This window comes from Streptococcus sp. CF8_St5-17 (genome assembly GCF_024295665.1).
Taxonomy (GTDB): Bacteria; Bacillota; Bacilli; order Lactobacillales; family Streptococcaceae; genus Streptococcus.
Window position 1 is genome coordinate 64,446 of sequence record NZ_JANCOU010000002.1, and the last position, 23,396, is coordinate 87,841.

21 protein-coding genes, 2 tRNA genes and 2 pseudogenes are annotated in these 23,396 nt (G+C 39.8%); 24 read left to right on the forward strand and 1 reads right to left on the reverse strand.

Translation table 11 applies throughout. The annotated features are described in order from the left end of the window. Positions 1 to 62: 62 nt before the first annotated feature. The 24 genes and pseudogenes from NMM19_RS02620 to NMM19_RS02735 all read left to right on the forward strand — a co-directional run bounded on the left by NMM19_RS02620 (position 63) and on the right by NMM19_RS02735 (position 22,115). Complete coding sequence (locus NMM19_RS02620; protein ID WP_254729791.1) at positions 63 to 605, forward strand: hypothetical protein; 543 nt, start codon at positions 63 to 65, stop codon at positions 603 to 605. Beyond that, positions 595 to 1,179: pseudogene (locus NMM19_RS02625) on the forward strand (aminoglycoside 6-adenylyltransferase); the annotation flags it as partial. The gene NMM19_RS02620 and the pseudogene NMM19_RS02625, both read left to right, overlap by 11 nt. A gap of 29 nt (positions 1,180 to 1,208) precedes the next feature. After that, a complete protein-coding gene (locus NMM19_RS02630) occupies positions 1,209 to 1,583 on the forward strand; it encodes a GNAT family N-acetyltransferase (protein ID WP_254729793.1) in 375 nt (124 codons plus the stop codon). Positions 1,584 to 1,649: 66 nt separating this feature from the next. Further along, positions 1,650 to 1,868, forward strand: a pseudogene (locus tag NMM19_RS02635) (GNAT family N-acetyltransferase); the annotation flags it as partial. A gap of 16 nt (positions 1,869 to 1,884) precedes the next feature. Further along, the gene (locus tag NMM19_RS02640; protein ID WP_254729795.1) at positions 1,885 to 2,706 is read left to right on the forward strand and encodes an aminoglycoside 6-adenylyltransferase; all 822 of its coding nucleotides are present in this window, start codon (positions 1,885 to 1,887) and stop codon (positions 2,704 to 2,706) included. A 216-nt stretch (positions 2,707 to 2,922) separates the two neighbouring features. Next, positions 2,923 to 5,400 (forward strand): DNA topoisomerase IV subunit A, encoded by a 2,478-nt coding sequence (gene parC, locus NMM19_RS02645; protein ID WP_254729797.1) that lies wholly within the window; start codon positions 2,923 to 2,925, stop codon positions 5,398 to 5,400. A gap of 129 nt (positions 5,401 to 5,529) precedes the next feature. Next, positions 5,530 to 6,552 (forward strand): branched-chain amino acid aminotransferase, encoded by a 1,023-nt coding sequence (locus NMM19_RS02650; RefSeq protein ID WP_178894871.1) that lies wholly within the window; start codon positions 5,530 to 5,532, stop codon positions 6,550 to 6,552. 21 nt (positions 6,553 to 6,573) lie between these two features. Next, a complete protein-coding gene (locus tag NMM19_RS02655; RefSeq protein WP_254729799.1) occupies positions 6,574 to 8,541 on the forward strand; it encodes a peptide ABC transporter substrate-binding protein in 1,968 nt (655 codons plus the stop codon). A gap of 34 nt (positions 8,542 to 8,575) precedes the next feature. Then, entirely contained in the window at positions 8,576 to 9,265 is a 690-nt protein-coding gene (locus NMM19_RS02660) for a 5-oxoproline transporter, DUF969 family subunit (RefSeq protein ID WP_254729802.1), read from the forward strand. Then, on the forward strand, positions 9,262 to 10,185 hold the full coding sequence (locus tag NMM19_RS02665; protein WP_254729805.1) for a DUF979 domain-containing protein: 924 nt from the start codon (positions 9,262 to 9,264) through the stop codon (positions 10,183 to 10,185). The genes NMM19_RS02660 and NMM19_RS02665 overlap by 4 nt, the downstream gene beginning before the upstream one ends. A 13-nt stretch (positions 10,186 to 10,198) precedes the next feature. Next, entirely contained in the window at positions 10,199 to 10,843 is a 645-nt protein-coding gene (gene pcp, locus NMM19_RS02670) for a pyroglutamyl-peptidase I (RefSeq protein ID WP_254729808.1), read from the forward strand. A 134-nt stretch (positions 10,844 to 10,977) separates the two neighbouring features. Then, complete coding sequence (locus NMM19_RS02675) at positions 10,978 to 11,208, forward strand: DUF2969 domain-containing protein (RefSeq protein ID WP_254729810.1); 231 nt, start codon at positions 10,978 to 10,980, stop codon at positions 11,206 to 11,208. A 49-nt stretch (positions 11,209 to 11,257) separates the two neighbouring features. Continuing rightward, positions 11,258 to 11,338 (forward strand) — tRNA-Tyr (locus tag NMM19_RS02680). A 9-nt stretch (positions 11,339 to 11,347) separates the two neighbouring features. Then, positions 11,348 to 11,419, forward strand: a tRNA-Gln gene (locus NMM19_RS02685). A gap of 158 nt (positions 11,420 to 11,577) precedes the next feature. After that, a complete protein-coding gene (gene rpsA, locus NMM19_RS02690) occupies positions 11,578 to 12,780 on the forward strand; it encodes a 30S ribosomal protein S1 (RefSeq protein ID WP_004253232.1) in 1,203 nt (400 codons plus the stop codon). Positions 12,781 to 12,865: 85 nt separating this feature from the next. After that, positions 12,866 to 13,363 (forward strand): GAF domain-containing protein, encoded by a 498-nt coding sequence (locus NMM19_RS02695; protein ID WP_254729813.1) that lies wholly within the window; start codon positions 12,866 to 12,868, stop codon positions 13,361 to 13,363. Next, a complete protein-coding gene (dnaX, locus tag NMM19_RS02700) occupies positions 13,363 to 15,027 on the forward strand; it encodes a DNA polymerase III subunit gamma/tau (RefSeq protein WP_254729820.1) in 1,665 nt (554 codons plus the stop codon). Before NMM19_RS02695 ends, dnaX begins: the two co-directional genes overlap by 1 nt. 22 nt (positions 15,028 to 15,049) lie before the next feature. After that, positions 15,050 to 15,244: a DUF3272 family protein gene (locus NMM19_RS02705; RefSeq protein WP_254725655.1), complete on the forward strand. Its 195-nt coding sequence runs from the start codon at positions 15,050 to 15,052 to the stop codon at positions 15,242 to 15,244. Between the two features lie 154 nt (positions 15,245 to 15,398). Then, positions 15,399 to 16,169, forward strand: a complete 771-nt coding sequence (gene sufC, locus NMM19_RS02710; RefSeq protein ID WP_254729823.1) for a Fe-S cluster assembly ATPase SufC — start codon at positions 15,399 to 15,401, stop codon at positions 16,167 to 16,169. A gap of 27 nt (positions 16,170 to 16,196) precedes the next feature. Then, positions 16,197 to 17,459, forward strand: a complete 1,263-nt coding sequence (gene sufD, locus NMM19_RS02715) for a Fe-S cluster assembly protein SufD (protein WP_254729826.1) — start codon at positions 16,197 to 16,199, stop codon at positions 17,457 to 17,459. 10 nt (positions 17,460 to 17,469) lie between these two features. Then, positions 17,470 to 18,696, forward strand: a complete 1,227-nt coding sequence (locus NMM19_RS02720) for a cysteine desulfurase (RefSeq protein ID WP_006153247.1) — start codon at positions 17,470 to 17,472, stop codon at positions 18,694 to 18,696. Then, the gene (gene sufU, locus NMM19_RS02725; RefSeq protein ID WP_254729829.1) at positions 18,683 to 19,123 is read left to right on the forward strand and encodes a Fe-S cluster assembly sulfur transfer protein SufU; all 441 of its coding nucleotides are present in this window, start codon (positions 18,683 to 18,685) and stop codon (positions 19,121 to 19,123) included. Before NMM19_RS02720 ends, sufU begins: the two co-directional genes overlap by 14 nt. Before the next feature lie 57 nt (positions 19,124 to 19,180). Beyond that, positions 19,181 to 20,593, forward strand: coding sequence for a Fe-S cluster assembly protein SufB (sufB, locus tag NMM19_RS02730; RefSeq protein ID WP_254729832.1), 1,413 nt, complete (start codon positions 19,181 to 19,183; stop codon positions 20,591 to 20,593). A gap of 124 nt (positions 20,594 to 20,717) precedes the next feature. Next, positions 20,718 to 22,115, forward strand: a complete 1,398-nt coding sequence (locus tag NMM19_RS02735) for an APC family permease (RefSeq protein ID WP_254729835.1) — start codon at positions 20,718 to 20,720, stop codon at positions 22,113 to 22,115. A 31-nt stretch (positions 22,116 to 22,146) separates the two neighbouring features. Here the strand turns inward: NMM19_RS02735 and pbp3 are convergent, their stop codons facing one another. Beyond that, positions 22,147 to 23,388, reverse strand: coding sequence for a D-alanyl-D-alanine carboxypeptidase PBP3 (pbp3, locus tag NMM19_RS02740; RefSeq protein ID WP_178894886.1), 1,242 nt, complete (start codon positions 23,386 to 23,388; stop codon positions 22,147 to 22,149). Between the last annotated feature and the right edge of the window lie 8 nt (positions 23,389 to 23,396).

The window sequence follows — 23,396 nt, forward strand, 5'->3', positions numbered from 1 at the left end:
AGGATTGATCTGAAAAATCGTCTATATTTCTTAATTTTAGCTCTCTAAAAGAGGTATACATCATGATAAGTTTATTGTATCATACTCCTTTTCTTGCGATAGTTTTGGCTATGGTTGCAGTTATGTTTATAACAGCTAAACAAGGAAAACCTGAGAAAATTCGCTTTCTTGAATTCTTACTATTAGCTATAGTAACCGCCTGTGTCTTTTTATTTGATAATCCTTTTAGATCCAATCCTTATGCAGGTTTGCTATTCTATACTTTTGACATTTTTATTTTCACACCAGCTAGCTTAGCTTTTGGATTCACAGCTATTTATAAGAGCAATAAACATCTCAAACATTATCCTAGTAGTTACTCAAAACTTCTTAGGCTAAATGCCTGGTTTTTAGAAATATTTTCAGTTATTAATTTCCTATTTTTAATGCTGACGGAAGAAATGGGAATTATGTTGCTGCTACCTTTTTTTGGATTTAGTTCTATCATTCAATTTATAGTCGGAGAGCTTGAAAGAAAAAGAGTTCAGAAGCTTCTTCAGCAAAGAAATGAAGATGCTGTTATTCAACCCCTAGAGACCACTGAGGAAGAACCACATGAGAACTGACCAGGAAATACTTGAACTAATTTTAGAAACAGCTAAAAAGTTACAGGTTGATGTTGTGGCGCTATCTGGTTCACGTACTGATACAAAAGCACCAAAAGATAAGTTTCAGGATTACGACGTAGTCTATGTTGTGGACGACTTAGATAATCTGACAAATGACCTTTCTTGGTTGGACCAGTTTGGCAAACGAATCATAGAGCAAGAGGTTACTCTTGGACATCGTCGTCTTTACCTCATACTTTTTGAAGATGGTAACCGCATTGATTTAACCCTCTGTCCTAAAGATCATATCAACGAGTGGGTGGATAGTGAGGCAGGATTTACAGTTTTAAAAGACGAAAAAGGTTTGTTTGAAGCGTATCTGCCTAATCCTAAGCTCTACTGGACTGCTCCACCCTCAGAAGAGGAATTTACAGCATCCTGCAATGAATTTTGGTGGGTGTCAGCTTATGTGGTCAAAGGAATTTGTCGCAAGCAAGTCATCTATGCGACAGACCACCTCAAAACCATCCGCAGCCGCTATAAAAAACGCAAACCTGCTATGAAGGTAACGGAAGCAGTGGGGAGTGTTAATTAAGTCTGACAGATTTGGAGGAATAGAAGATGATTATCAGACCTGCAAGCAGAAAAGATTGTCAAGCTATTTATAGCCTTTATCAAAGTGAAAAATGGCTTTCTTTTACAGAGGAAAAAGTGACATCTCTATTTTCAACAAATCTGTCTCATTACTTGGTGCTTGAAGAGGACCAGAAAATCCTTGGCTTTGCCCGTTATCTGACGGATGAAGTGATGACGACCTTTTTAGCTGAAATAATTATTGATAAATCCCACCGCAAAAAAGGACTGGGACAGCAGCTGATTGAGGAGATCCACAAAAAATATCCTTTGACACGGATTGAATTAATATCTGAAGCAGATGGATTTTATCGGTCAATAAGTTTTAAGCCTGTTGGTACAGGATTTAGAAAATCTGAATGAAAGGAGACAGCCAATGACGCTTGACAACAAACTGGGTCTGACAGATTCGCTTGAACTAGCCAAGATGGTTATGCGACGGAGGCTGCCCAAGTCTGTCTAGACTTTGCTTTTCAGCAGGCTGGCTTGTCAGAAGTTTACTCTTTTACATCCTTACTCAATCAACTTTCGCAAAAAGTTATGCAAAAACTGAGCATGGAATTTGTCAAAGAATTTGATAATTAAAAAGTTCCAGCAGACAGTCCACTTTATAGACATGTCCTCTACAAAATCAAGAGTTTCCACTAAAAAGGCAGGTATTCCCATGAGAACAGAAACAGAAATGCTCGATGTAATTTTACAGACTGCCAAAACTTTACAAGTTAAAGCTATCGCTATGTCTGGTTCGCGTACAAACCAAAAGATTCAAACAGATGAATTTCAAGACTATGATGTGGTCTATATTGTGGATGATTTGGATAATTTGACAAGCAATCTATCTTGGCTGGACCAGTTCGGCAAACGTATCGTAGAGCAAGAGGTGACTCTTGGACATCGCCGTTTATTTCTCATGCTTTTTGAAGATGGGAATCGCATTGATTTAACCCTCTGTCCTAAAGAAGACATCAACGAGTGGGTGGATAGCGAGGCTTGCTTCACAGTTTTAGTAGATGATAAGGGCTTGTTTGAGTCTTATTCTTCAAGTCCAGACCGTTTCTGGATACATCCAGCTAGTGAGACGGATTTAAAAAAAGCCTGCAATGAATTTTGGTGGGTGTCAGCTTATGTAGTCAAAGGAATTTGTCGCAAGCAAGTCATCTATGCGACAGACCATCTATACGGTATCTGCCAGCAAGAACTCTTGAAAATCTTGGCTTGGCAGGTCGCAAGTGATAGAGGAGCAGTCGATATCGGTAAGAACTACAAGTATCTCTTTAACTACTTGCCTTCTGTGAAGGAGAAGGATTTCTCAAATCTGCTTGATTTCTCAAGTTTAGACAAAATCATTCAATCTTTATTGGCTACGATGCAACTTTTCCACCAAGAAGCTCAAAGACTTGCCCAAAAGATGGGCTTTGACTACGATAGGAAAGTAGCTGAGAAGATGATCGGGTATGCTGAGGAAAAACTTCAAAGCACTAAGTAAATAAAGAACATAATTCATAACTTTAAACTACAGAAAGGATGGTTTAGTTATATAAAGTAACTGAACACCTTTGTCTATAAAAAACTACTCTACATTCTTTGAAAGGAGTTGAACACGCCCTAAATACTGTGTGAAAAAGATAAATTCTCTTGTGAGCATCGCTTACTGCAAGAATTTCCTATTTTCACTTTGCATTTTACGGGCTTTGTATCCTATATGAGTAACATTCAAAACATGTCCCTTGAGGACATCATGGGAGAGCGCTTTGGGCGCTACTCCAAATACATCATTCAAGACCGGGCTTTGCCAGACATTCGTGATGGATTGAAGCCGGTTCAACGCCGTATTCTTTATTCGATGAATAAGGATGGTAATACTTTTGATAAGAGTTATCGTAAATCAGCCAAGTCTGTCGGGAACATTATGGGTAATTTCCACCCACACGGAGATTCTTCTATCTATGATGCCATGGTCCGTATGTCTCAGGACTGGAAAAACCGTGAGATTCTAGTTGAAATGCATGGTAACAACGGTTCTATGGACGGGGATCCGCCTGCGGCTATGCGTTATACCGAGGCCCGTTTGTCTGAGATTGCAGGCTACCTTCTTCAGGATATCGAGAAAAAGACAGTTCCTTTTGCTTGGAACTTTGACGATACCGAGAAAGAGCCAACAGTCTTGCCAGCGGCTTTTCCAAACCTTTTAGTCAATGGTTCAACTGGAATTTCGGCTGGTTATGCCACAGATATTCCACCGCATAATTTGGCCGAAGTTATTGAAGCTACGGTTTATATGATTGATCACCCGACTGCTAAGGTTGAAAAGCTCATGGAATTCTTGCCTGGGCCAGATTTCCCTACTGGTGCCATTATCCAAGGTCGTGACGAAATCAAAAAGGCCTATGAAACTGGTAAAGGGCGCGTGGTTGTTCGTTCTAAGACAGAAATTGAGAAGCTTAAAGGTGGTAAGGAACAAATCGTTATCACTGAGATTCCTTATGAAATCAATAAGGCTAACTTGGTCAAGAAAATAGATGAAGTCCGTGTCAATAACAAGGTGGCAGGTATCGCTGAGGTTCGTGATGAGTCTGACCGTGATGGTCTTCGCATCGCTATAGAACTCAAAAAAGATGCGAACACGGAACTTGTTCTCAACTACCTTTTCAAATACACTGACTTGCAAATCAACTACAACTTCAACATGGTGGCGATTGACAATTTCACACCTCGTCAGGTTGGGATTGTGCCAATCTTGTCTAGTTATATTGCCCACCGTCGTGAAGTTATATTGGCACGTTCTCGCTTTGATAAGGAAAAGGCTGAAAAACGTCTCCATATCGTGGAAGGTTTGATTCGCGTTATCTCTATTTTGGATGAAGTCATTGCCCTTATCCGTGCTTCTGAGAATAAGGCTGACGCCAAGGAAAACCTCAAGGTCAGCTATGAATTTACGGAAGAACAAGCTGAAGCTATCGTTACTTTGCAACTTTATCGTTTAACGAATACAGACGTGGTTGTCTTGCAAGAAGAAGAAGCAGAACTTCGTGAGAAGATTGCTATGCTTGCAGCTATCATCGGTGACGAACGAACTATGTACAATCTCATGAAGAAAGAACTCCGTGAGGTCAAGAAGAAATTTGCGACTCCACGTTTGAGTACTTTAGAAGATACAGCAAAAGTCATCGAGATTGATACAGCTAGTCTAATCGCTGAAGAAGATACTTACGTAAGCGTGACTAAGGCAGGTTACATCAAGCGTACTAGTCCTCGTTCTTTCGCAGCTTCTACCTTAGAAGAAATTGGGAAACGGGATGATGACCGATTGCTATTTGTTCAATCAGTTAAAACCACTCAGCACCTCTTAATCTTTACAACGCTTGGGAATGTCATTTACCGACCAGTCCATGAGTTGTCAGACATTCGTTGGAAGGATATCGGGGAGCACTTGAGTCAAACGATTACCAACTTTGAAACCAATGAAGAAGTACTTTACGTCGAAGTTGTGGATCAGTTTGAGGATGCGACAACCTACTTTGCAGCAACTCGCCTTGGACAAATCAAACGTGTAGAACGTAAAGAATTCTCTCCATGGAGAACCTACCGTTCTAAATCTGTTAAATTCGCTAAGTTGAAAGACGATAGTGACCAGATTGTAGCAGTAGCACCAATCAAGCTAGATGATGTCCTATTAATCAGTAAAAATGGTTATGCCCTTCGCTTTAATATTGAAGAGGTTCCAGTTGTAGGATCTAAGGCTGCAGGTGTCAAAGCTATGAATCTGAAAGCAGACGATGTACTTCAATCTGCCTTTATCTGCAACACTTCATCCTTCTATCTTCTAACGCAACGTGGAAGCTTGAAACGTGTATCGACAGTGGAAATCCCAGCAACCAGTCGTGCTAAGCGTGGTCTTCAGGTTCTGAGAGAATTGAAGAACAAACCGCATCGCGTCTTCTTGGCTGGTGCTGTATCAGAAAAAGGATTTATTGGAGATCTCTTTAGTACAGAAGTAGAAGATGGAGAACAAACTCTTGTCATCCAATCAAATAATGGAACGATTTACGAAGTAATCCTACAAGATTTGAATCTATCAGAACGTACTAGCAACGGAAGCTTTATCTCAGATACTATTTCAGACGAGGAAGTTTTCGATGCTTACCTCAAAGAAGTCTTTAAAGAAGAAAAAGATAATTAATAAGAAAATCAGTCCTAGTGACTGATTTTTTATAAGCAAAATTTTCAGAAAATTACAAATAATACTTGAATTTTTAGGAGAATAGTGTAGAATAGAACACAAAGCTTGATTAGAATAAAGGAGAAATGGATGACAGTTACAATCGATTGGGAAAATCTCGGTTTTTCCTATATGAAACTACCTTATCGTTATATCGCTTATTTTAAAGATGGACAATGGACACAAGGAGAATTAACCGAGGACTCAACTCTTCACATTTCAGAATCATCTCCAAGTCTTCACTATGGACAACAAGCATTTGAAGGATTAAAAGCTTATCGTACCAAGGATGGCAGTATTCAACTCTTTCGTCCAGATGAAAATGCCAAACGTCTGCAACGCACCTGTGATCGTCTCTTGATGCCACAAGTTCCAACAGAAATGTTTGTAGAAGCATGTAAAGCAGTTGTTCGTGCCAATGAGGAATACGTACCACCTTATGGAACTGGTGGAACTCTCTACCTCCGTCCGCTTTTGATTGGTGTTGGAGATATCATTGGGGTAAAACCAGCTGAGGAGTATATTTTTACGATCTTTGCCATGCCAGTTGGAAATTACTTTAAAGGTGGTTTGATTCCAACAAACTTCTTGATTCAAGACGAGTATGACCGTGCTGCACCAAATGGGACAGGAGCTGCCAAGGTCGGTGGGAACTATGCAGCTAGTCTTTTGCCAGGAAAAGTGGCTAAATCCCGTCATTTCTCAGATGTTATTTATCTTGACCCATCAACCCACACCAAGATTGAAGAAGTAGGCTCGGCTAACTTCTTTGGGATTACAGCTGATAATGAGTTTGTAACGCCATTGAGTCCATCAATCTTGCCATCGATTACCAAGTACTCATTACTTTACTTGGCAGAGCATCGATTGGGCTTGAAACCTGTTGAGGGAGATGTACCAATTGATAGTCTGGATCGATTTGTAGAAGCAGGTGCCTGTGGTACTGCAGCCGTAATTTCACCTATTGGGGGAATCCAACACGGTGATGACTTCCATGTTTTCTACAGTGAAACAGAGGTTGGTCCAGTGACTCGTAAACTATACGATGAATTGACAGGTATCCAATTTGGTGACATTGAAGCACCAGAAGGCTGGATTGTAAAAGTAGATTAAAAATTATTAAAGGAGATCTTTATGAAAACGAAAAAGTGGATGTTAACAGCAGGAGTTGTCCTGAGTACAGCAGTTCTTCTTGTGGCTTGTGGTAAAGCTGACAAGGAAGCAGACGCACCTACAACCTTCTCTTATGTCTATGGTGTAGACCCATCATCTTTGGACTACAGTATCGCAACTCGTACTTCAACAACGGATATCATTGGTAACGTTGTTGATGGTTTGTTGGAAAATGACGAATACGGAAATTTGGTTCCATCTCTAGCTGAGGATTGGAGCGTCTCACAAGACGGTTTAACTTATACTTATAAACTTCGTAAAGGAGTTAAATGGTATACTTCAGAGGGTGAAGAATACGCTGAAGTAACTGCACATGACTTTGTTACAGGATTGAAACACGTTGCAGATGGTAAATCAGACGGTGTCACTCTTATTCAAAACTCCATCAAGGGCTTGAATGAATATATGACTGGTGAGACTAACGACTTCTCAACAGTTGGGGTTAAGGCGTTGGACGATTACACAGTCCAGTACACTCTTAATGCACCTGAAAGTTTCTGGAATTCAAAAGTGACCTCAGCAACTATGTTGCCGGTAAATGAAGAATTCCTCAAAGCTTCAGGTAAAAATTACGGAGCAGTCAGCCCATCTGGTATCCTTTATAACGGTCCTTATATCTTGAAGACTTTGACTTCAAAATCTTTAATCGAATACGAAAAGAATCCAAATTATTGGGATAAAGAGAAAGTTAAAATCGAGAAGATTAAATTGACCTACTATGATGGTTCAGACCAAGAATCATTGATCCGTAGCTTCTCTTCAGGCGTTTATACAACAGCTCGTATCTTCCCAAGTAGCTCAAACTTTGCTTCTACTTTAGAACAATACGGAGATAAAATCACCTACAGTCCACAGGATTCAACTAGTTATTACTTCACGTTTAACGTAAACCGTCAATCATATAATAAGACAGCGAAAACAAGTGAAGAACAGAAAACTTCTACAAAAGAAGCAATGTTGAACAAGGACTTCCGTCAAGCAATCAACTTTGCCTTCAACCGTCACTCATATGCTGCACAGCTCAATGGTGAAGATGGTGCGGATAAGATTATTCGTAACAGCCTAGTTCCAGATAACTTTGTACAATCTGGCGGTAAAAACTTTGGTGACATCGCTCAAGCAGAATTGGTCAACTACGGCGACCAATGGAAAGGCGTTGAGCTTGTAGACGGAAAAGATACCATCTACAATCCTGATAAAGCCAAAGCTTCATTTGAGAAAGCTAAGAAAGAATTGGAAGCAAAAGGTGTAACTTTCCCAATTCACTTGGATGTTCCAGTTGAGCAAACAGATACAATTGCAGTTCAACAAAGCAATTCCTTTAAACAATCAATTGAGTCAACTCTTGGTTCTGAAAATGTCGTGATTGACGTCCTTCAGATGACTGACAATGAAAAGGAAAGTATTACATCACAAGCACGTGTTCCTGCTCAGAAAGACTATGACTTGAATAGTACTGGTTGGGCTCCAAGCTATCAAGACCCAGCAAGTTATCTAAATATCATGGATCCTAAGACTGGTTCTGCTATGAAACACCTTGGTATTACGAAAGGTAAAGACAAGGAAGTAGTAGCTCAACTTGGTCTGGACGAATACAAGAAACTCTTGGATGATGCAGTTTCTGAGACAAACGATTTAGACAAGAGATATGAAAAATATGCTAAAGCTCAAGCTTGGCTCACTGATAGCTCTCTCTTGATGCCAACAGCTTCATCAGGTGGTTCACCAGTTGTCAGCAACGTTGTTCCATTCTCTAAACCTTACTCACAAGTAGGTATCAAGGGTGATCCATATATCTTCAAGGGAATGAAATTGCAAAAAGAGATTGTATCTGCTAAAGAATATCAAGCAGCTCTTGAAAAATGGCAAAAAGAAAAATTGGAATCAAACAGTAAATACCAAAAAGAGCTAGAAAGTCATGTCAAATAAAACAGACTAGAATTTTTGGAATAAAGGGGCCTATATGGAATGGATTAAACTAATAGGAATAGTTATCATTGTGATTGGTTTTATCTATAAGTTAGATACCATTGCAACGGTAGTCTTAGCTAGTTTAGTTACAGCTCTAGTTTCTGGAGTTTCTCTTGTTGAATTCTTAGAAATTTTGGGAAAAGAATTTAGCAATCAACGAGTTCTAACGATTTTTATGGTAACCTTGCCCCTGGTAGGTTTATCTGAAACTTTTGGCCTCAAGCAACGGTCGATTGATTTGATTCAAAGGATAAAGGGGCTGACCGTAGGAAGTTTTTATACCGTTTATTTCTTTTTTCGGGAACTTGACAGCTTCTTTGCCATTCGTATCGGAGGACATCCGCAGTTTGTGAGACCCTTGGTTCAACCCATGGGACAGGCAGCAGCAGAGTTACAATTAGGTAGAAAATTAACAGAGCAGGAAAGCGAAGCGCTAAAAGCGCGTGCAGCAGCAAATGATAATTTTGCAAATTTCTTTGCTCAGAATACTTTCGTTGGTGCAGGTGGTGTCCTCTTAGTTGGGGGCACTCTGGACCAATTAGGTTACGAAAGTAATTATGCAGGCATCGCTTCGGCTTCACTTATTATTGCAGGAGTTGCCCTTATTGTAGTAGGGATTTACAATTACTTGTTTGATAAAAAACTGCTAACTAATAAGCTTAGTAAAGGGAAAGAAGAATGACCAATCTAGCAAGACAGTTATTAGAGTTGACCTATATTGTGATTGGTTGTCAATTCCTTCATACGGCTTATTGTAGCTATAGAGATAAAACAAACCCAGTTCGCTTTGGAACAGCTGGGTTTTGGGCTTTATTGGGTATCAGTTTTATTGGTGGTTCCTATTTACCATCGATCTTGATTGGTACTATTGTAGTGCTCTTAGCCCTACTGACGCTCTTTAAACAGATTCGTATCGGAACCTTGCCGTCTCTGGATGAAGTCAAGGCAAATATTGAAGCCAAACGATTAAAGAATAAAATTTTTATCCCAGTCATGTTAATGGCTTTGATTGCTTTAGTATTAGCAAAAGTAATTCCTGAGTTTAGTAAGATAGCTATCAGCCTTGCAGCATTTTTTGCAACCCTGTCTCTTCTTTTCATTACCAAGAGTTCTCCTAAGAGCTTATTAGCAGAAAACAATCGAATGGTCCAACAAGTTTCAACCAGTGGTATTGTTCCTCAGCTTTTAGGAGCTTTGGGTGCGATTTTTACCGTAGCAGGAGTGGGAGACTTGATTTCGCATTTGATAAGCGGTCTAGTGCCTTCGGGTAGTCGTTTTATGGGAGTAGTAGCTTATGTCATTGGGATGGTTCTATTTTCCATGATAATGGGGAATGCATTTGCTGCTTTCACAGTCATTACAGCTGGGATTGGTGTTCCCTTTGTATTTGCCTTGGGAGCTGATCCAATCGTAGCTGCTGCCTTGGCAATGACAGCTGGTTGTTGTGGAACCTTATTGACTCCAATGGCTGCTAACTTTAATGCATTACCGGCAGCACTTTTGGAGATGAAAGATCCAAATGGCGTTATCAAAGCGCAAGTAGGAGTGGCTGTTATCATGATAATCCTACATGTATTTTTAATGTACTATTTGGCGTTTTAGCAAAGGAAATAAAATGAAAATATTAGTTACAGGTTTTGATCCTTTCGGTGGTGAAAAGGTCAATCCAGCTCTGGAAGCAGTTAAATCATTGCCGTCTGTAATTCATGGAGCGGAGATACGCTGGGTAGAGATTCCAACAGTCTTTTATCAATCAGCAGAGGTTTTAGAAGCAGAAATTGTCCGTTATCAACCAGATGTTGTACTCTGCATCGGACAAGCAGGAGGTAGAGCTGGTTTAACTCCTGAACGAGTTGCCATCAATCAAGATGATGCAAGAATTCCAGATAACCAAGGGAATCAACCGATTGACACACCTATTCGCCTAGATGGAGAAGCTGCCTATTTTAGCACGCTCCCTATCAAAGCAATGGTACAAGCCATAAAAGAGGAAGGACTACCAGCTTCAGTATCCAATTCAGCAGGAACCTTTGTTTGCAACCATTTGATGTATCAGGTTCTCTATTTAGCGGATAAGAAATTTCCCAATATGAGAGCAGGTTTTATGCATATTCCCTATATGACCGAACAAGTGGTAAATAAGCCTAATACTGCATCCATGTGCTTAAGAGATATTGTCCGAGGTATCGAAGCTGCGATTGCTGCTATCGTAGACCATAAAGATAAAGATTTGAAGTTGGTCGGAGGGGCGACTCACTAATGATTCAATTTTCAAATTAAAAAATTTTCTATTTTATTCATTGAACTCTCTATCAAGATAAGCTTTATAGAGAGTTTTTTCTTGCGAGATTGGGGAATTTCTTGTAAAATAGAAAAAGTGAAAAGAGGTATGGTATGAGTAAAAAAGATAAAAAAATTGAGATTCAATTGTCAGATGCTAAAGTAGCAGTTGGAAAAGATAACTACGATGGTTATACATTAACGATTGGCAAAAAATTGATTGGTGAAATTGCCGAACTAGATAACCAATTTGCTATTATAAAGAATGGAAATGTCGATAGTTTTTACAAAAATCTTGAAAAAGCTGTGGAAATATTGATTGAAAACTATAATTTAGCAAAATAGTGCTTGTTTTTTGCAATTTTTCATGATATAATAGGTTTTGTTCATTATCGGAGAGATAGCGAAGAGGCTAAACGCGGCGGACTGTAAATCCGCTCCTTCGGGTTCGGGGGTTCGAATCCCTCTCTCTCCATTTCACTTTTGGGGTATAGCCAAGCGGTAAGGCAAGGGACTTTGACTCCCTCATGCGTTGGTTCGAATCCAGCTACCCCAGTTCTTAGGTAATAAATTCAAGATAAAAAGAAAAATATCTTAGGGTATTTTATTTTTATAATTGAAGGACGTTCGAGATGTTCATGTCGTTGCGGGTGCTTAGGAAAAAAATTATAAGTATGTCAAGTTAAAAAACTTGATTGTTGGAGGATTTTTTAGATGAATGAATTTGAAGATTTGCTAAATAGCGTTAGCCAAGTTGAACCTGGTGATGTTGTTAGTGCTGAAGTATTGACAGTTGATGCTAATCAAGCTAACGTTGCAATCTCAGGAACTGGTGTTGAAGGTGTCTTGACTCTTCGCGAATTGACAAACGATCGCGATGCAGATATCAATGACTTTGTAAAAGTAGGTGAAGTATTTGACGTTCTTGTACTTCGTCAAGTAGTTGGTAAAGATACTGATACAGTAACATACCTTGTATCTAAAAAACGCCTTGAAGCTCGCAAAGCATGGGACAAACTTGTAGGACGCGAAGAAGAAGTTGTTACAGTTAAAGGAACTCGCGCTGTTAAAGGTGGACTTTCAGTAGAATTTGAAGGGTTGCGTGGATTTATCCCAGCTTCAATGTTGGATACTCGTTTCGTACGTAACACTGAGCGTTTTGTAGGTCAAGAATTTGAAGCTAAAATCAAAGAAGTTGACCCTAAAGAAAACCGCTTCATCCTTTCACGTCGTGAAGTTGTAGAAGCAGCTACTGCAGCAGCTCGTGCTGAAGTATTCGGTAAATTGGCTGCTGGCGATGTAGTAACTGGTAAAGTTGCTCGTATCACAAGCTTTGGTGCTTTCATCGATCTTGGTGGTGTTGATGGCTTGGTTCACTTGACTGAATTGTCACACGAACGTAACGTTTCACCAAAGTCAGTTGTAACTGTTGGTGAAGAAGTTGAAGTGAAAATCCTTGATCTTAACGAAGAAGAAGGACGTGTATCACTTTCACTTAAAGCAACAACACCTGGACCATGGGATGGCGTTGAGCAAAAATTGGCTAAAGGTGACGTTGTAGAAGGAACAGTTAAACGTTTGACTGACTTCGGTGCATTTGTTGAAGTATTGCCAGGTATCGATGGACTTGTTCACGTATCACAAATTTCACACAAACGTATTGAAAATCCAAAAGAAGCTCTTACAGTTGGTCAAGAAGTTACTGTTAAAGTTCTTGATGTTAATGCTGATGCAGAACGCGTTTCACTTTCTATCAAAGCTCTTGAAGAACGTCCAGCTCAAGAAGAAGGACAAAACGAAGAAAAACGTGCTCCACGTCCACGTCGTCCAAAACGTCAAGAAAAACGTGACTTTGAACTTCCAGAAACACAAACTGGATTCTCAATGGCTGACTTGTTCGGAGACATCGAACTTTAATCAATCAGATTTAATTACAAATCCTTTGTTGTTAAAACAAGGGATTTTTCTTTTTTCAACTAGTATTTTTTGATATAATGGTTTTATGTTATATTCCGAAAAAGAATCAATTTATCAAATGGTCAATGCTCAGCTCACTGCACTTTTAGAAGGTGAGACCAATGTGTTGGCTAATCTATCAAATGCCAGTGCTCTCTTAAAAATGAACTTCCCTCGTACTGTCTTTGCAGGTTTCTATTTATATGACGGGAATGAGCTTATTTTAGGGCCTTTTCAAGGTGGAATCTCATGTGTTAGAATCCCACTTGGGAAAGGCGTTTGTGGAGAGTCTGCGGCTAGCCGTCAAACGGTTATCGTTGCTGATGTGAAGACTTATCCAAATTATATTTCTTGTGATAGTAGTGCTCGTAGCGAGATCGTACTTCCGATGGAAAAAAATGGACAGCTTCTGGGTGTATTAGATTTGGACTCATCTCATGTAGATGATTATGATGAAATTGATCAACGCTATTTAGAAGAGTTTGTGTCCATTTTACTAGATAAAACAGAATGGAAATTTTCAATGTTTGAGGAGAAAGCATAATGTATCAGGCGCTTTATCGAAAATATAGAAGTCAAAATTTTTCACAGTTAGTAGGCCAGGATGTTATTGCTCGAACACTTAAACAGGCTGTGGAGCAGGATAAGATTAGTCATGCCTACCTATTTTCAGGGCCTCGTGGAACTGGTAAAACCAGTGTAGCCAAAATATTTGCCAAGGCTATGAACTGCCCTAATCAAGTAGGGGGAGAACCTTGTAATAACTGTTATATCTGTCAAGCGGTAACGGAAGGAAGTTTAGAAGACGTTATCGAAATGGATGCTGCTTCTAATAATGGGGTTGATGAAATTCGTGATATCCGTGATAAATCAACCTATGCTCCAAGTATAGCTCAGTATAAGGTCTATATCATTGACGAGGTCCATATGCTTTCAACAGGTGCCTTTAATGCTCTTTTGAAAACACTGGAAGAACCTACTCCAAATGTCGTTTTTATTCTGGCAACGACAGAGTTGCATAAAATTCCTGCAACTATCTTGTCTCGTGTTCAACGCTTCGAGTTTAAGTCCATTAAGACTCAAGATATTCGTGATCATATCTTCCAGATTTTGGAAAAAGAAGGAATTGATTACGAGACAGAAGCTGTTGAAATTATTGCTCGACGAGCTGAAGGTGGGATGCGGGATGCCTTGTCAATTCTAGACCAGGCATTAAGCTTAACCCAAGAAGCTACATTGACAACTGCAGTCTCAGAAGAAATTACAGGTACTATTAGTCTAAGTGCCTTAGATCATTACGTGGCTGCTTTAGCTCAAAAGGATGTAACAGCTGCCTTAGAAAATCTGGACTTAATCTTTGAGAATGGGAAGAGCATGACACGTTTTGTAGTCGATTTACTACAATACCTACGTGATATCTTAATTGTTCAAGCAGGTGGAGAAAATACTCACCATAGTGATGTATTTGAGAGAAACTTAGCTCTTCCGCAGGATGTCTTGTTTGAGATGATTAGTCTTGCTACTAGAAGTCTAGCTGATATTAAGGCTAGCCTACAACCTAAAATTTATGCCGAAATGATGACCATTCGTTTAGCAGAAATTGATTCTCAATCAGAACTTTCAGGTGAAGTGGCTGAAGAGCTATTTTCTCTTCGAGAAGAAGTTGCACGCTTGAAACAAGCTCTTGCCAATGTTGGTTCTAATCCTAAACAAACTGCTTCTACACCAAGTCGTCCGACTAACAGTAAGTCCATCTATCGTGTAGATAGAAACAAGGTGCAGTCTATTCTTCAAGAAGCGGTAGAAAATCCAGACTTAGCTCGTCAAAACTTAATCCGTCTTCAGAATGCTTGGGGAGAAGTCATCGAAAGCTTATCGGGACCAGACAAGGCGCTTTTAGCTGGTTCTCAACCTGTTGCAGCAAATGAACATCATGCGATTTTGGCTTTTGAATCGAATTTCAATGCTGGTCAAACCATGAAACGAGACAATCTCAACACCATGTTTGGCAATATTCTTAGTCGTGCTGCTGGATTTTCTCCAGAGATTCTTGCTATTTCTATGGATGAATGGAAGGAAGTTCGAGCTGCATTTTCAAGCAGAGCTAAAGGTTCTCAAGAACAGGTCAATAAGGAAGAACCCGAAGAATCCATACTTCCTCAAGGCTTTGAATTTTTAGCAGATAAAGTGACCATAGCAGAAGACTAAAAGGAAGTTGTGGTAAAAGACTATGAATAGACAACAATTTATTATCATGGCCTTATTTACTGCTGCTGAGACTTATTTCTTTAATGAATCCATCATGGAGCAACGGTATATCGTGGCCTTGCTTTGGGCTATTTTGATCCTGAGAAATTTTCGCGTGAGTTATATCATGGGTAAAATTGTGAGCGCTATAGATAATCATTTTCAAGGGAAGAAGTAGCTCCTAGCTTCTAGACAAAATCAAAGCCTTTTAGGCTTTTTTTTGTTATACTATTAAGGTATATTTATTGACATTTTACCGTGTTTTTCTAGGGATTTAAAAAGGTTAAATTTCAGGTAAATACAGTAAAAAGGATGAAAAGAAAGGAACAATCATGCCAGTATTAGAGATCAAAGATCTTCACGTTGAAATTGAAGGAAAAGAAATTTTAAAAGGGGTCAATCTGACTCTTAAAACAGGAGAAATTGCAGCTATCATGGGACCAAATGGTACCGGTAAATCTACTCTTTCAGCTGCTATTATGGGGAACCCAAACTATGAGGTCACTAAAGGTGAAGTCTTGTTTGACGGTGTAAACATCCTTGAATTGGAAGTGGACGAGCGTGCGCGTATGGGACTTTTCCTTGCCATGCAATATCCATCAGAAATTCCTGGGATTACAAATGCTGAGTTTCTTCGTGCAGCTATGAATGCTGGTAAAGAAGATGATGAGAAGATTTCAGTTCGTGAATTTATCACTAAGTTAGACGAAAAAATGGAATTGCTCAACATGAAAGAAGAAATGGCAGAGCGTTACCTCAACGAAGGTTTCTCAGGTGGTGAGAAAAAACGTAACGAAATTCTTCAACTCTTGATGTTGGAACCAACTTTTGCCCTCTTAGATGAGATTGACTCTGGTCTTGACATTGATGCCCTTAAAGTTGTCTCTAAAGGTGTGAATGCTATGCGTGGTGAAGGTTTTGGTGCTATGATCATTACTCACTACCAACGTCTTTTGAACTATATCACACCAGATGTGGTACACGTTATGATGGAAGGTCGTGTTGTTCTTTCTGGTGGTCCAGAATTGGCTGCACGCTTGGAACGTGAAGGATACGCGAAACTAGCTGAAGAACTTGGCTATGACTACAAGGAAGAATTGTAATTCCCTCGTATCTTTTAGGAGAAGTAAATGACTAAAGAAACTATTAAACTTTTTTCAGAAATGCACGCTGAACCAAGCTGGTTGTCAGACCTCCGTCAAAAAGCTTTTGATAAGATTGAGAGTTTGGAATTGCCAGTCATTGAGCGTGTAAAATTTCACCGTTGGAATCTTGGTGATGGAACCATCACGGAAAGTGAACCATCAGCAAATGTTCCTGATTTCACTGCTTTAGATAATCACTTGAAATTGGTGCAGGTTGGAACTCAAACTGTTTTCGAACAAATTCCAGTTGAGTTGGCTGAGCAAGGGGTGATCTTTACAGACTTCCATTCGGCTCTAGAAGAAATTCCAGAACTCGTAGAAGAATTTTTCATGTCATCAGTAAAATACGACGATGACAAATTGGCAGCCTACCACACAGCTTACTTTAATAGTGGCGCTGTTCTCTACATTCCAGACAATGTCGAAATCACAGAACCAATCGAAGGAATTTTCTACCAAGATAGTGATAGTGATGTGCCATTTAACAAGCATATTCTGATCATTGCAGGTAAAAACTCTAAAATCAGCTACCTCGAACGTTTAGAATCACGCGGTGAGGGTAGTGCTAAGGCGACTGCTAATATCACTGTTGAAGTGATTGCACGTTCTGGTGCTCAAGTGAAATTTGCTGCAATTGATCGTCTTGGTGAGAATGTCACTGCCTACATTAGCCGCCGTGGTAAATTAGGCAACGATGCAAGTATTGACTGGGCTATCGGTGTCATGAACGAAGGAAATGTCGTTGCTGACTTTGATAGTGACTTGATTGGTAATGGTAGCCATGCAGACCTGAAAGTTGTAGCACTTTCAAGCGGTCGTCAGGTACAGGGGATTGATACTCGAGTAACTAACTATGGTTGCAACTCTATCGGTAATATCCTTCAACATGGGGTTATCCTTGAAAAAGCAACTTTGACTTTCAATGGTATTGGCCACATCATCAAGGGTGCTAAGGGAGCAGATGCCCAACAAGAAAGCCGTGTTCTGATGCTTTCAGACCAAGCGCGTTCAGATGCTAACCCAATTCTTTTGATTGATGAAAATGATGTCACTGCAGGTCACGCGGCTTCTATTGGTCAAGTTGATCCGGAAGACATGTACTACCTCATGAGCCGTGGATTAGACAAGGCAACTGCAGAACGTTTGGTTGTTCGTGGTTTCCTTGGATCTGTAATCGTTGAGATTCCTGTCAAGGAAGTTCGTGATGAAATGATTGCGACGATCGAAGAAAAATTGTCAAAACGCTAAGGGGAAGCCTATGTTAGATGCAGAAGTGATTCGCAAGGATTTTCCAATTTTAGATCAGATTGTTAATGACGAACCTCTTGTTTATTTGGATAATGCTGCGACGACACAAAAACCACTAGCTGTTCTGGAAGCCATTAATCGCTACTATGAACAGGACAATGCCAATGTCCACCGAGGTGTTCATACCTTGGCTGAGAGAGCGACAGCATCATATGAAGCCGCTCGTGAAACCATTGGTAAGTTCATCAACGCTGGTTCGACAAAGGAAGTACTCTTCACTAGAGGAACTACGACCAGTCTCAACTGGGTGGCGCGTTTTGCTGAAGAAATCTTGACTGAGGGAGACCAGGTCTTGATTTCAGTCATGGAACACCATTCCAATATTATTCCATGGCAGGAAGCTTGCCGAAAGACTGGGGCAGAGCTTGTTTATGTCTATCTCAAAGATGGAGCTCTGGATATGGATGACTTGCGTTCTAAATTGACTGACAAAGTTAAATTTGTTTCACTAGCTCACACATCAAACGTTCTTGGAGTGGTTAATCCTATCAAAGAAATCACACAAATGGCTCATGAAGTTGGAGCTATTATGGTGGTGGATGGTGCTCAGTCTACACCTCATATGAAGATTGATGTACAGGATTTGGATGTGGACTTCTTTGCCTTTTCAGGTCACAAGATGGCTGGTCCGACTGGTATCGGTGTCCTTTATGGCAAAGAAAAGTATCTTGAGCAAATGTCTCCAGTAGAATTTGGCGGCGAGATGATTGATTTTGTTTACGAGCAATCTGCTAGTTGGAAGGAATTGCCTTGGAAATTCGAGGCAGGAACTCCCAATATGGCTGGTGCTATTGGACTTGCAGCTGCCGTGGATTATCTTGAAAAGATTGGTATGGATGCCATTGAAACCCATGAACAGGAATTGATTGCATACGTCTTTCCAAAATTGCAGGCAATTGAAGGTTTGACCATTTACGGTTCGCAAGATTTGGCACAACGTTCAGGTGTCGTTGCCTTTAACCTTGGCGATCTTCATCCTCATGACCTTGCAACTGCTCTGGATTATGAAGGAGTAGCAGTTCGTGCGGGTCACCATTGTGCGCAACCTTTGCTTCAATATTTGGATGTTCCAGCAACAGCTCGCGCTAGTTTTTATATCTACAACACCAAGGCTGATTGCGACAAGTTGGTAGATGCCCTACAAAAGACAAAGGAGTTTTTCAATGGCACTTTCTAAACTAGATAGCCTTTATATGGCAGTGGTAGCGGATCATTCGAAAAATCCCCATCACCAAGGTAGGTTGGAAGATGCTGAACAAATCAGTCTTAACAATCCAACCTGTGGTGATGTCATTAATCTCTCTGTCAAGTTTGATGCAGATGATCGTTTGGAAGATATCGCTTTTCTAAACTCTGGTTGTACGATTTCAACTGCCTCTGCTAGTATGATGACAGATGCAGTCTTAGGAAAGACCAAGCAAGAACTCTTAGAGCTTGCAACCATCTTTTCTGAAATGGTTCAAGGTCAAAAGGATGAGCGTCAAGATCAACTTGGAGATGCAGCTTTCTTATCAGGAGTTGCTAAATTCCCTCAACGAATTAAATGCGCAACCCTAGCTTGGAATGCCCTTAAAAAAACAATTGAAGACCAAGAAAACAAATAAGACAAGCTTTCTTTGTCTTATAAATCACTAGAAATAAAGAATGAAAGAAAGGATATTATGGCTGAAGAAAGAGTAGAACCAAAACCAATTGATCTTGGTGAATATAAATTTGGTTTCCATGACGATGTAGAGCCTGTCCTATCGACAGGAAAAGGATTGAACGAAGCTGTCATTCGTGAGCTATCAGCTGCTAAGGGTGAACCTGAGTGGATGTTAGAATTCCGATTGAAATCTTACGAAACCTTTAAAAAAATGCCTATGCAAACTTGGGGAGCAGACTTGTCAGAGATTGATTTTGATGACTTGATTTACTACCAAAAACCATCTGATAAACCAGCTCGTTCATGGGATGATGTACCTGAAAAGATTAAGGAAACCTTTGAACGTATCGGGATTCCTGAAGCTGAGCGTGCTTATCTAGCTGGAGCTTCTGCCCAATATGAGTCAGAAGTGGTTTACCATAACATGAAGGAAGAATTTGAGAAGTTAGGAATTATCTTTACAGATACAGATTCTGCCCTCAAAGAGTACCCAGACTTGTTTAAACAATACTTTGCGAAGTTAGTACCTCCGACTGATAACAAGTTGGCTGCACTCAACTCAGCAGTATGGTCAGGTGGAACCTTTATTTATGTTCCTAAAGGTGTGAAAGTTGATATTCCCCTACAAACCTACTTCCGTATCAACAATGAAAATACAGGACAGTTTGAACGTACCTTAATCATCGTTGATGAGGGAGCAAGTGTCCACTATGTTGAAGGATGTACAGCACCTACTTATTCAAGCAATAGCTTACATGCTGCCATTGTAGAAATCTTTGCCTTGGACGGAGCTTACATGCGTTATACAACCATCCAAAACTGGTCTGATAATGTCTATAACTTGGTAACAAAACGTGCAAAAGCCTTGAAAGATGCGACTGTTGAGTGGATTGATGGAAACTTAGGTGCCAAAACAACCATGAAATACCCATCTGTTTACCTTGATGGAGAAGGTGCGCGTGGAACTATGCTTTCGATTGCCTTTGCCAATGCAGGGCAACACCAAGATACTGGTGCTAAGATGATTCACAGTGCACCACATACAAGCTCGTCAATCGTGTCTAAATCCATCGCTAAAGGTGGAGGAAAGGTTGACTATCGTGGACAAGTAACCTTTAACAAGAACTCTAAGAAATCTGTTTCTCACATTGAGTGTGATACCATTATCATGGATGACTTGTCAGCATCAGATACCATTCCATTTAATGAAATCCACAACTCACAAGTAGCTTTGGAACACGAAGCTAAGGTTTCTAAGATTTCAGAAGAACAACTCTATTATCTCATGAGTCGTGGCTTGTCAGAATCTGAGGCAACCGAGATGATTGTCATGGGATTTGTAGAGCCCTTCACCAAAGAACTACCAATGGAATATGCAGTTGAGCTTAACCGCTTGATTAGCTATGAAATGGAAGGATCTGTCGGATAAACATTATAAATAAAAACTGAACAAATATGAATTTGTTCAGTTTTTTTATATACAATTTTATAAATATTCACAAATTCCATTTTTTATGGTAAAATAAAACAATTATTGTAAGTGGAGATGAATTATGAATATTTTTAGAACCAAGGACGTAAGTCTAGGTAAAACTGAAATGTATCGTCATTTAAAACTATGGGATTTAATTCTCTTGGGAATTGGTGCTATGGTGGGAACAGGTATCTTTACCATTACAGGAACAGCTGCAGCTACATTAGCAGGTCCAGCCCTTGTTGTTTCTATCGTAATCTCAGCTATCTGTGTTTCCTTATCTGCTCTTTTTTTTGCGGAGTTTGCATCTCGTGTACCAGCAACTGGTGGGGCGTATAGTTATTTATATGTGGTTTTGGGAGAATTTCCAGCTTGGATAGCTGGTTGGCTAACCATTATGGAATTTATGACAGCAGTCTCTGGTGTAGCATCTGGTTGGGCTGCCTATTTTAAAGGTTTGCTTAGCCATTATGGAATTTCTCTGCCCCAAGCTCTAAATGGGACGTTTAACCCAGCACAAGGTAGCTATATTGATCTCCTGCCAATTTTAGTCATACTTCTCGTTACTGGTCTTGTCTTATTAAATTCGAAAACAGCTTTGCGTTTTAATTCGATTCTAGTAGTCTTGAAATTTTCTGCTCTTGCTTTATTCATCTTAGTTGGAGTCTGGTATATCAAGCCTGAGAACTGGTCGGACTTTGCTCCATTTGGTTTTGGTCAAATTTACGGTGGAAGCACAGGGATTATGGCAGGAGCTTCACTCATGTTCTTTGGTTTTCTAGGTTTCGAGTCTATTTCCATGGCTGTTGATGAAATTCAAAATCCACAAAAGAATATTCCACGTGGGATTGTTTTATCCTTGACCATTGTAACCATTCTCTATGCCATGGTTACCTTAATATTAACTGGTATCGTTCACTATAGTAAGCTCAATGTTGATGATGCAGTGGCTTTTGCTCTGAGAAGTATCGGTATTGGTTGGGCAGCTAATTATGTTTCACTCGTTGCAATTTTTACTTTGATTACGGTATGTATTTCCATGACTTACGCCTTGTCACGAATGATTTATAGTTTGGCACGTGATGGGCTCATGCCTCAGAGTTTCAAACAAGTGACTAAGACCAGTCGTGTCCCTAAGAATGCGACCATTTTAACAGGTCTTGTTTCAGCGATTGCAGCGGGAATTTTCCCACTGGCAAGTATCGCAGCCTTTCTCAATATCTGCACCTTAGCCTATCTTATTCTCCTAGCCTACGGGATTATCAAACTGAGAAAAGACAAGGGTATGCCCAAAGAGGGAGAATTTAAAACGCCTTTGGTTCCTTTTCTACCAATCTTATCGATTCTGATTTGTCTGTCCTTCATGCTTCAATATACTCTTGAAACTTGGATAGCATTTGTATTAGCCTTAGCAGTAGGAGTTATTATTTACTTTACTTATGGCTATAAAAACTCTACACTATCAAAAAATCAATAAAGAAAAAATCGCGATTTCTCGCGATTTTTTTTTATAATTTTTCATTTACAAATCGAACGAAACGATTCCACCATACTTTTAAGAAAAAAGCTTTTTCAACATTTTTTTCAGCAACCATATCAAAGGTTGGATTATCAGTAGTAATATAACCTTGACCAACTAAGTCTTTGTCTTCATAAGTCAGATGACCAACCACTGTACCTGCCTCAAGTGGTGCAGCATGCTCAGTTCTATCAGGTGTGTAAGTAATAGATGACTGTGCGCGACTACCGAGACGTTGGACAATTTTTATATCTTCTTTAGCGACTGCTGTAACAGTATCTTGCTTTCCGTCATAAATTGGAGATTTACTATCTTGATAGCTTTCCCCTTGGTTAACGATTGTTTGAAGAGCAAAATTGGATGAGATATAATCTAAAAGAGCTGAAGTTGCTGTGAAACGAGCGTAAGGGTTGGTATCTTGGTTGTCAGCGTTAAGGACAACAGTAATGATACGCATGCCTTTTTCAACAGTTGTACCGACAAAGGATGCTCCTGCTTTATCAGTTGTTCCAGTCTTAAGACCATCAATACCACCACGATAAGCAGGCATTCCTTCTAACATATAGTTAGTAGAAGTAATGGTCATTCCTGCGAAAGTAGATGAAGGTTTCTTGGTAATTTCTAGGACCTGAGGATATTTGAGAATCAGATTACGAGCTACAACAGCAACATCGTAAGCACTCAATTTGTTTTCATCGTCTTTCTTAGAACCTGGATAGATATTATCTCCAAGAGTTTCATTATTTAGACCAGTTGAATTGACGACGGTAGCATCTTGAATTCCCCATTCAAGAAGTTTGGCTTTCATCATATCTACAAAGTCTTTTTCCGATCCAGCAACCTTTTCTGCTAACGCGATAGCTGCACTATTGGCACTAGTTACCAATGTTGCTTCTAACAACTCTTCAACAGTATAGTTACGAGCTTCCATAGGAACGTTACTTGCCGCAGAATTGGTTGTCAACTGGTAGGGATAATCTGAAATTTCTACCGGAGTAGAAAGAGTGATTTTACCTTGTTCTAGGGCCTCATAGACCAAGTAAACAGTTAGCAACTTACTGATAGAGGCAATTTCTACAGGTTGAGTAGCATCTTTTTCATATAAAATCTTACCAGTATTAGCTTCAACAGCGATGGCGTGTTTTGCAGCAACATCAAAATCCTTAGCAAAAACAGTAGTAGCCGAACCAAATGAAATAAGTGTTAGGAATGTTAAAAATAATTTCTTCATAGTAATTG

Coding starts and splice junctions, on each gene's coding strand:
- NMM19_RS02620 (WP_254729791.1), top strand. CDS start 63: ATGATAAGTTTATTGTATCATACTCCTTTTCTTGCGATAGTTTTGGCT.
- NMM19_RS02630 (WP_254729793.1), top strand. CDS start 1,209: ATGATTATCAGACCTGCAAGCAGAAAAGATTGTCAAGCTATTTATAGC.
- NMM19_RS02640 (WP_254729795.1), top strand. CDS start 1,885: ATGAGAACAGAAACAGAAATGCTCGATGTAATTTTACAGACTGCCAAA.
- parC (WP_254729797.1), top strand. CDS start 2,923: ATGAGTAACATTCAAAACATGTCCCTTGAGGACATCATGGGAGAGCGC.
- NMM19_RS02650 (WP_178894871.1), top strand. CDS start 5,530: ATGACAGTTACAATCGATTGGGAAAATCTCGGTTTTTCCTATATGAAA.
- NMM19_RS02655 (WP_254729799.1), top strand. CDS start 6,574: ATGAAAACGAAAAAGTGGATGTTAACAGCAGGAGTTGTCCTGAGTACA.
- NMM19_RS02660 (WP_254729802.1), top strand. CDS start 8,576: ATGGAATGGATTAAACTAATAGGAATAGTTATCATTGTGATTGGTTTT.
- NMM19_RS02665 (WP_254729805.1), top strand. CDS start 9,262: ATGACCAATCTAGCAAGACAGTTATTAGAGTTGACCTATATTGTGATT.
- pcp (WP_254729808.1), top strand. CDS start 10,199: ATGAAAATATTAGTTACAGGTTTTGATCCTTTCGGTGGTGAAAAGGTC.
- NMM19_RS02675 (WP_254729810.1), top strand. CDS start 10,978: ATGAGTAAAAAAGATAAAAAAATTGAGATTCAATTGTCAGATGCTAAA.
- rpsA (WP_004253232.1), top strand. CDS start 11,578: ATGAATGAATTTGAAGATTTGCTAAATAGCGTTAGCCAAGTTGAACCT.
- NMM19_RS02695 (WP_254729813.1), top strand. CDS start 12,866: ATGTTATATTCCGAAAAAGAATCAATTTATCAAATGGTCAATGCTCAG.
- dnaX (WP_254729820.1), top strand. CDS start 13,363: ATGTATCAGGCGCTTTATCGAAAATATAGAAGTCAAAATTTTTCACAG.
- NMM19_RS02705 (WP_254725655.1), top strand. CDS start 15,050: ATGAATAGACAACAATTTATTATCATGGCCTTATTTACTGCTGCTGAG.
- sufC (WP_254729823.1), top strand. CDS start 15,399: ATGCCAGTATTAGAGATCAAAGATCTTCACGTTGAAATTGAAGGAAAA.
- sufD (WP_254729826.1), top strand. CDS start 16,197: ATGACTAAAGAAACTATTAAACTTTTTTCAGAAATGCACGCTGAACCA.
- NMM19_RS02720 (WP_006153247.1), top strand. CDS start 17,470: ATGTTAGATGCAGAAGTGATTCGCAAGGATTTTCCAATTTTAGATCAG.
- sufU (WP_254729829.1), top strand. CDS start 18,683: ATGGCACTTTCTAAACTAGATAGCCTTTATATGGCAGTGGTAGCGGAT.
- sufB (WP_254729832.1), top strand. CDS start 19,181: ATGGCTGAAGAAAGAGTAGAACCAAAACCAATTGATCTTGGTGAATAT.
- NMM19_RS02735 (WP_254729835.1), top strand. CDS start 20,718: ATGAATATTTTTAGAACCAAGGACGTAAGTCTAGGTAAAACTGAAATG.
- pbp3 (WP_178894886.1), bottom strand. CDS start 23,388: ATGAAGAAATTATTTTTAACATTCCTAACACTTATTTCATTTGGTTCG.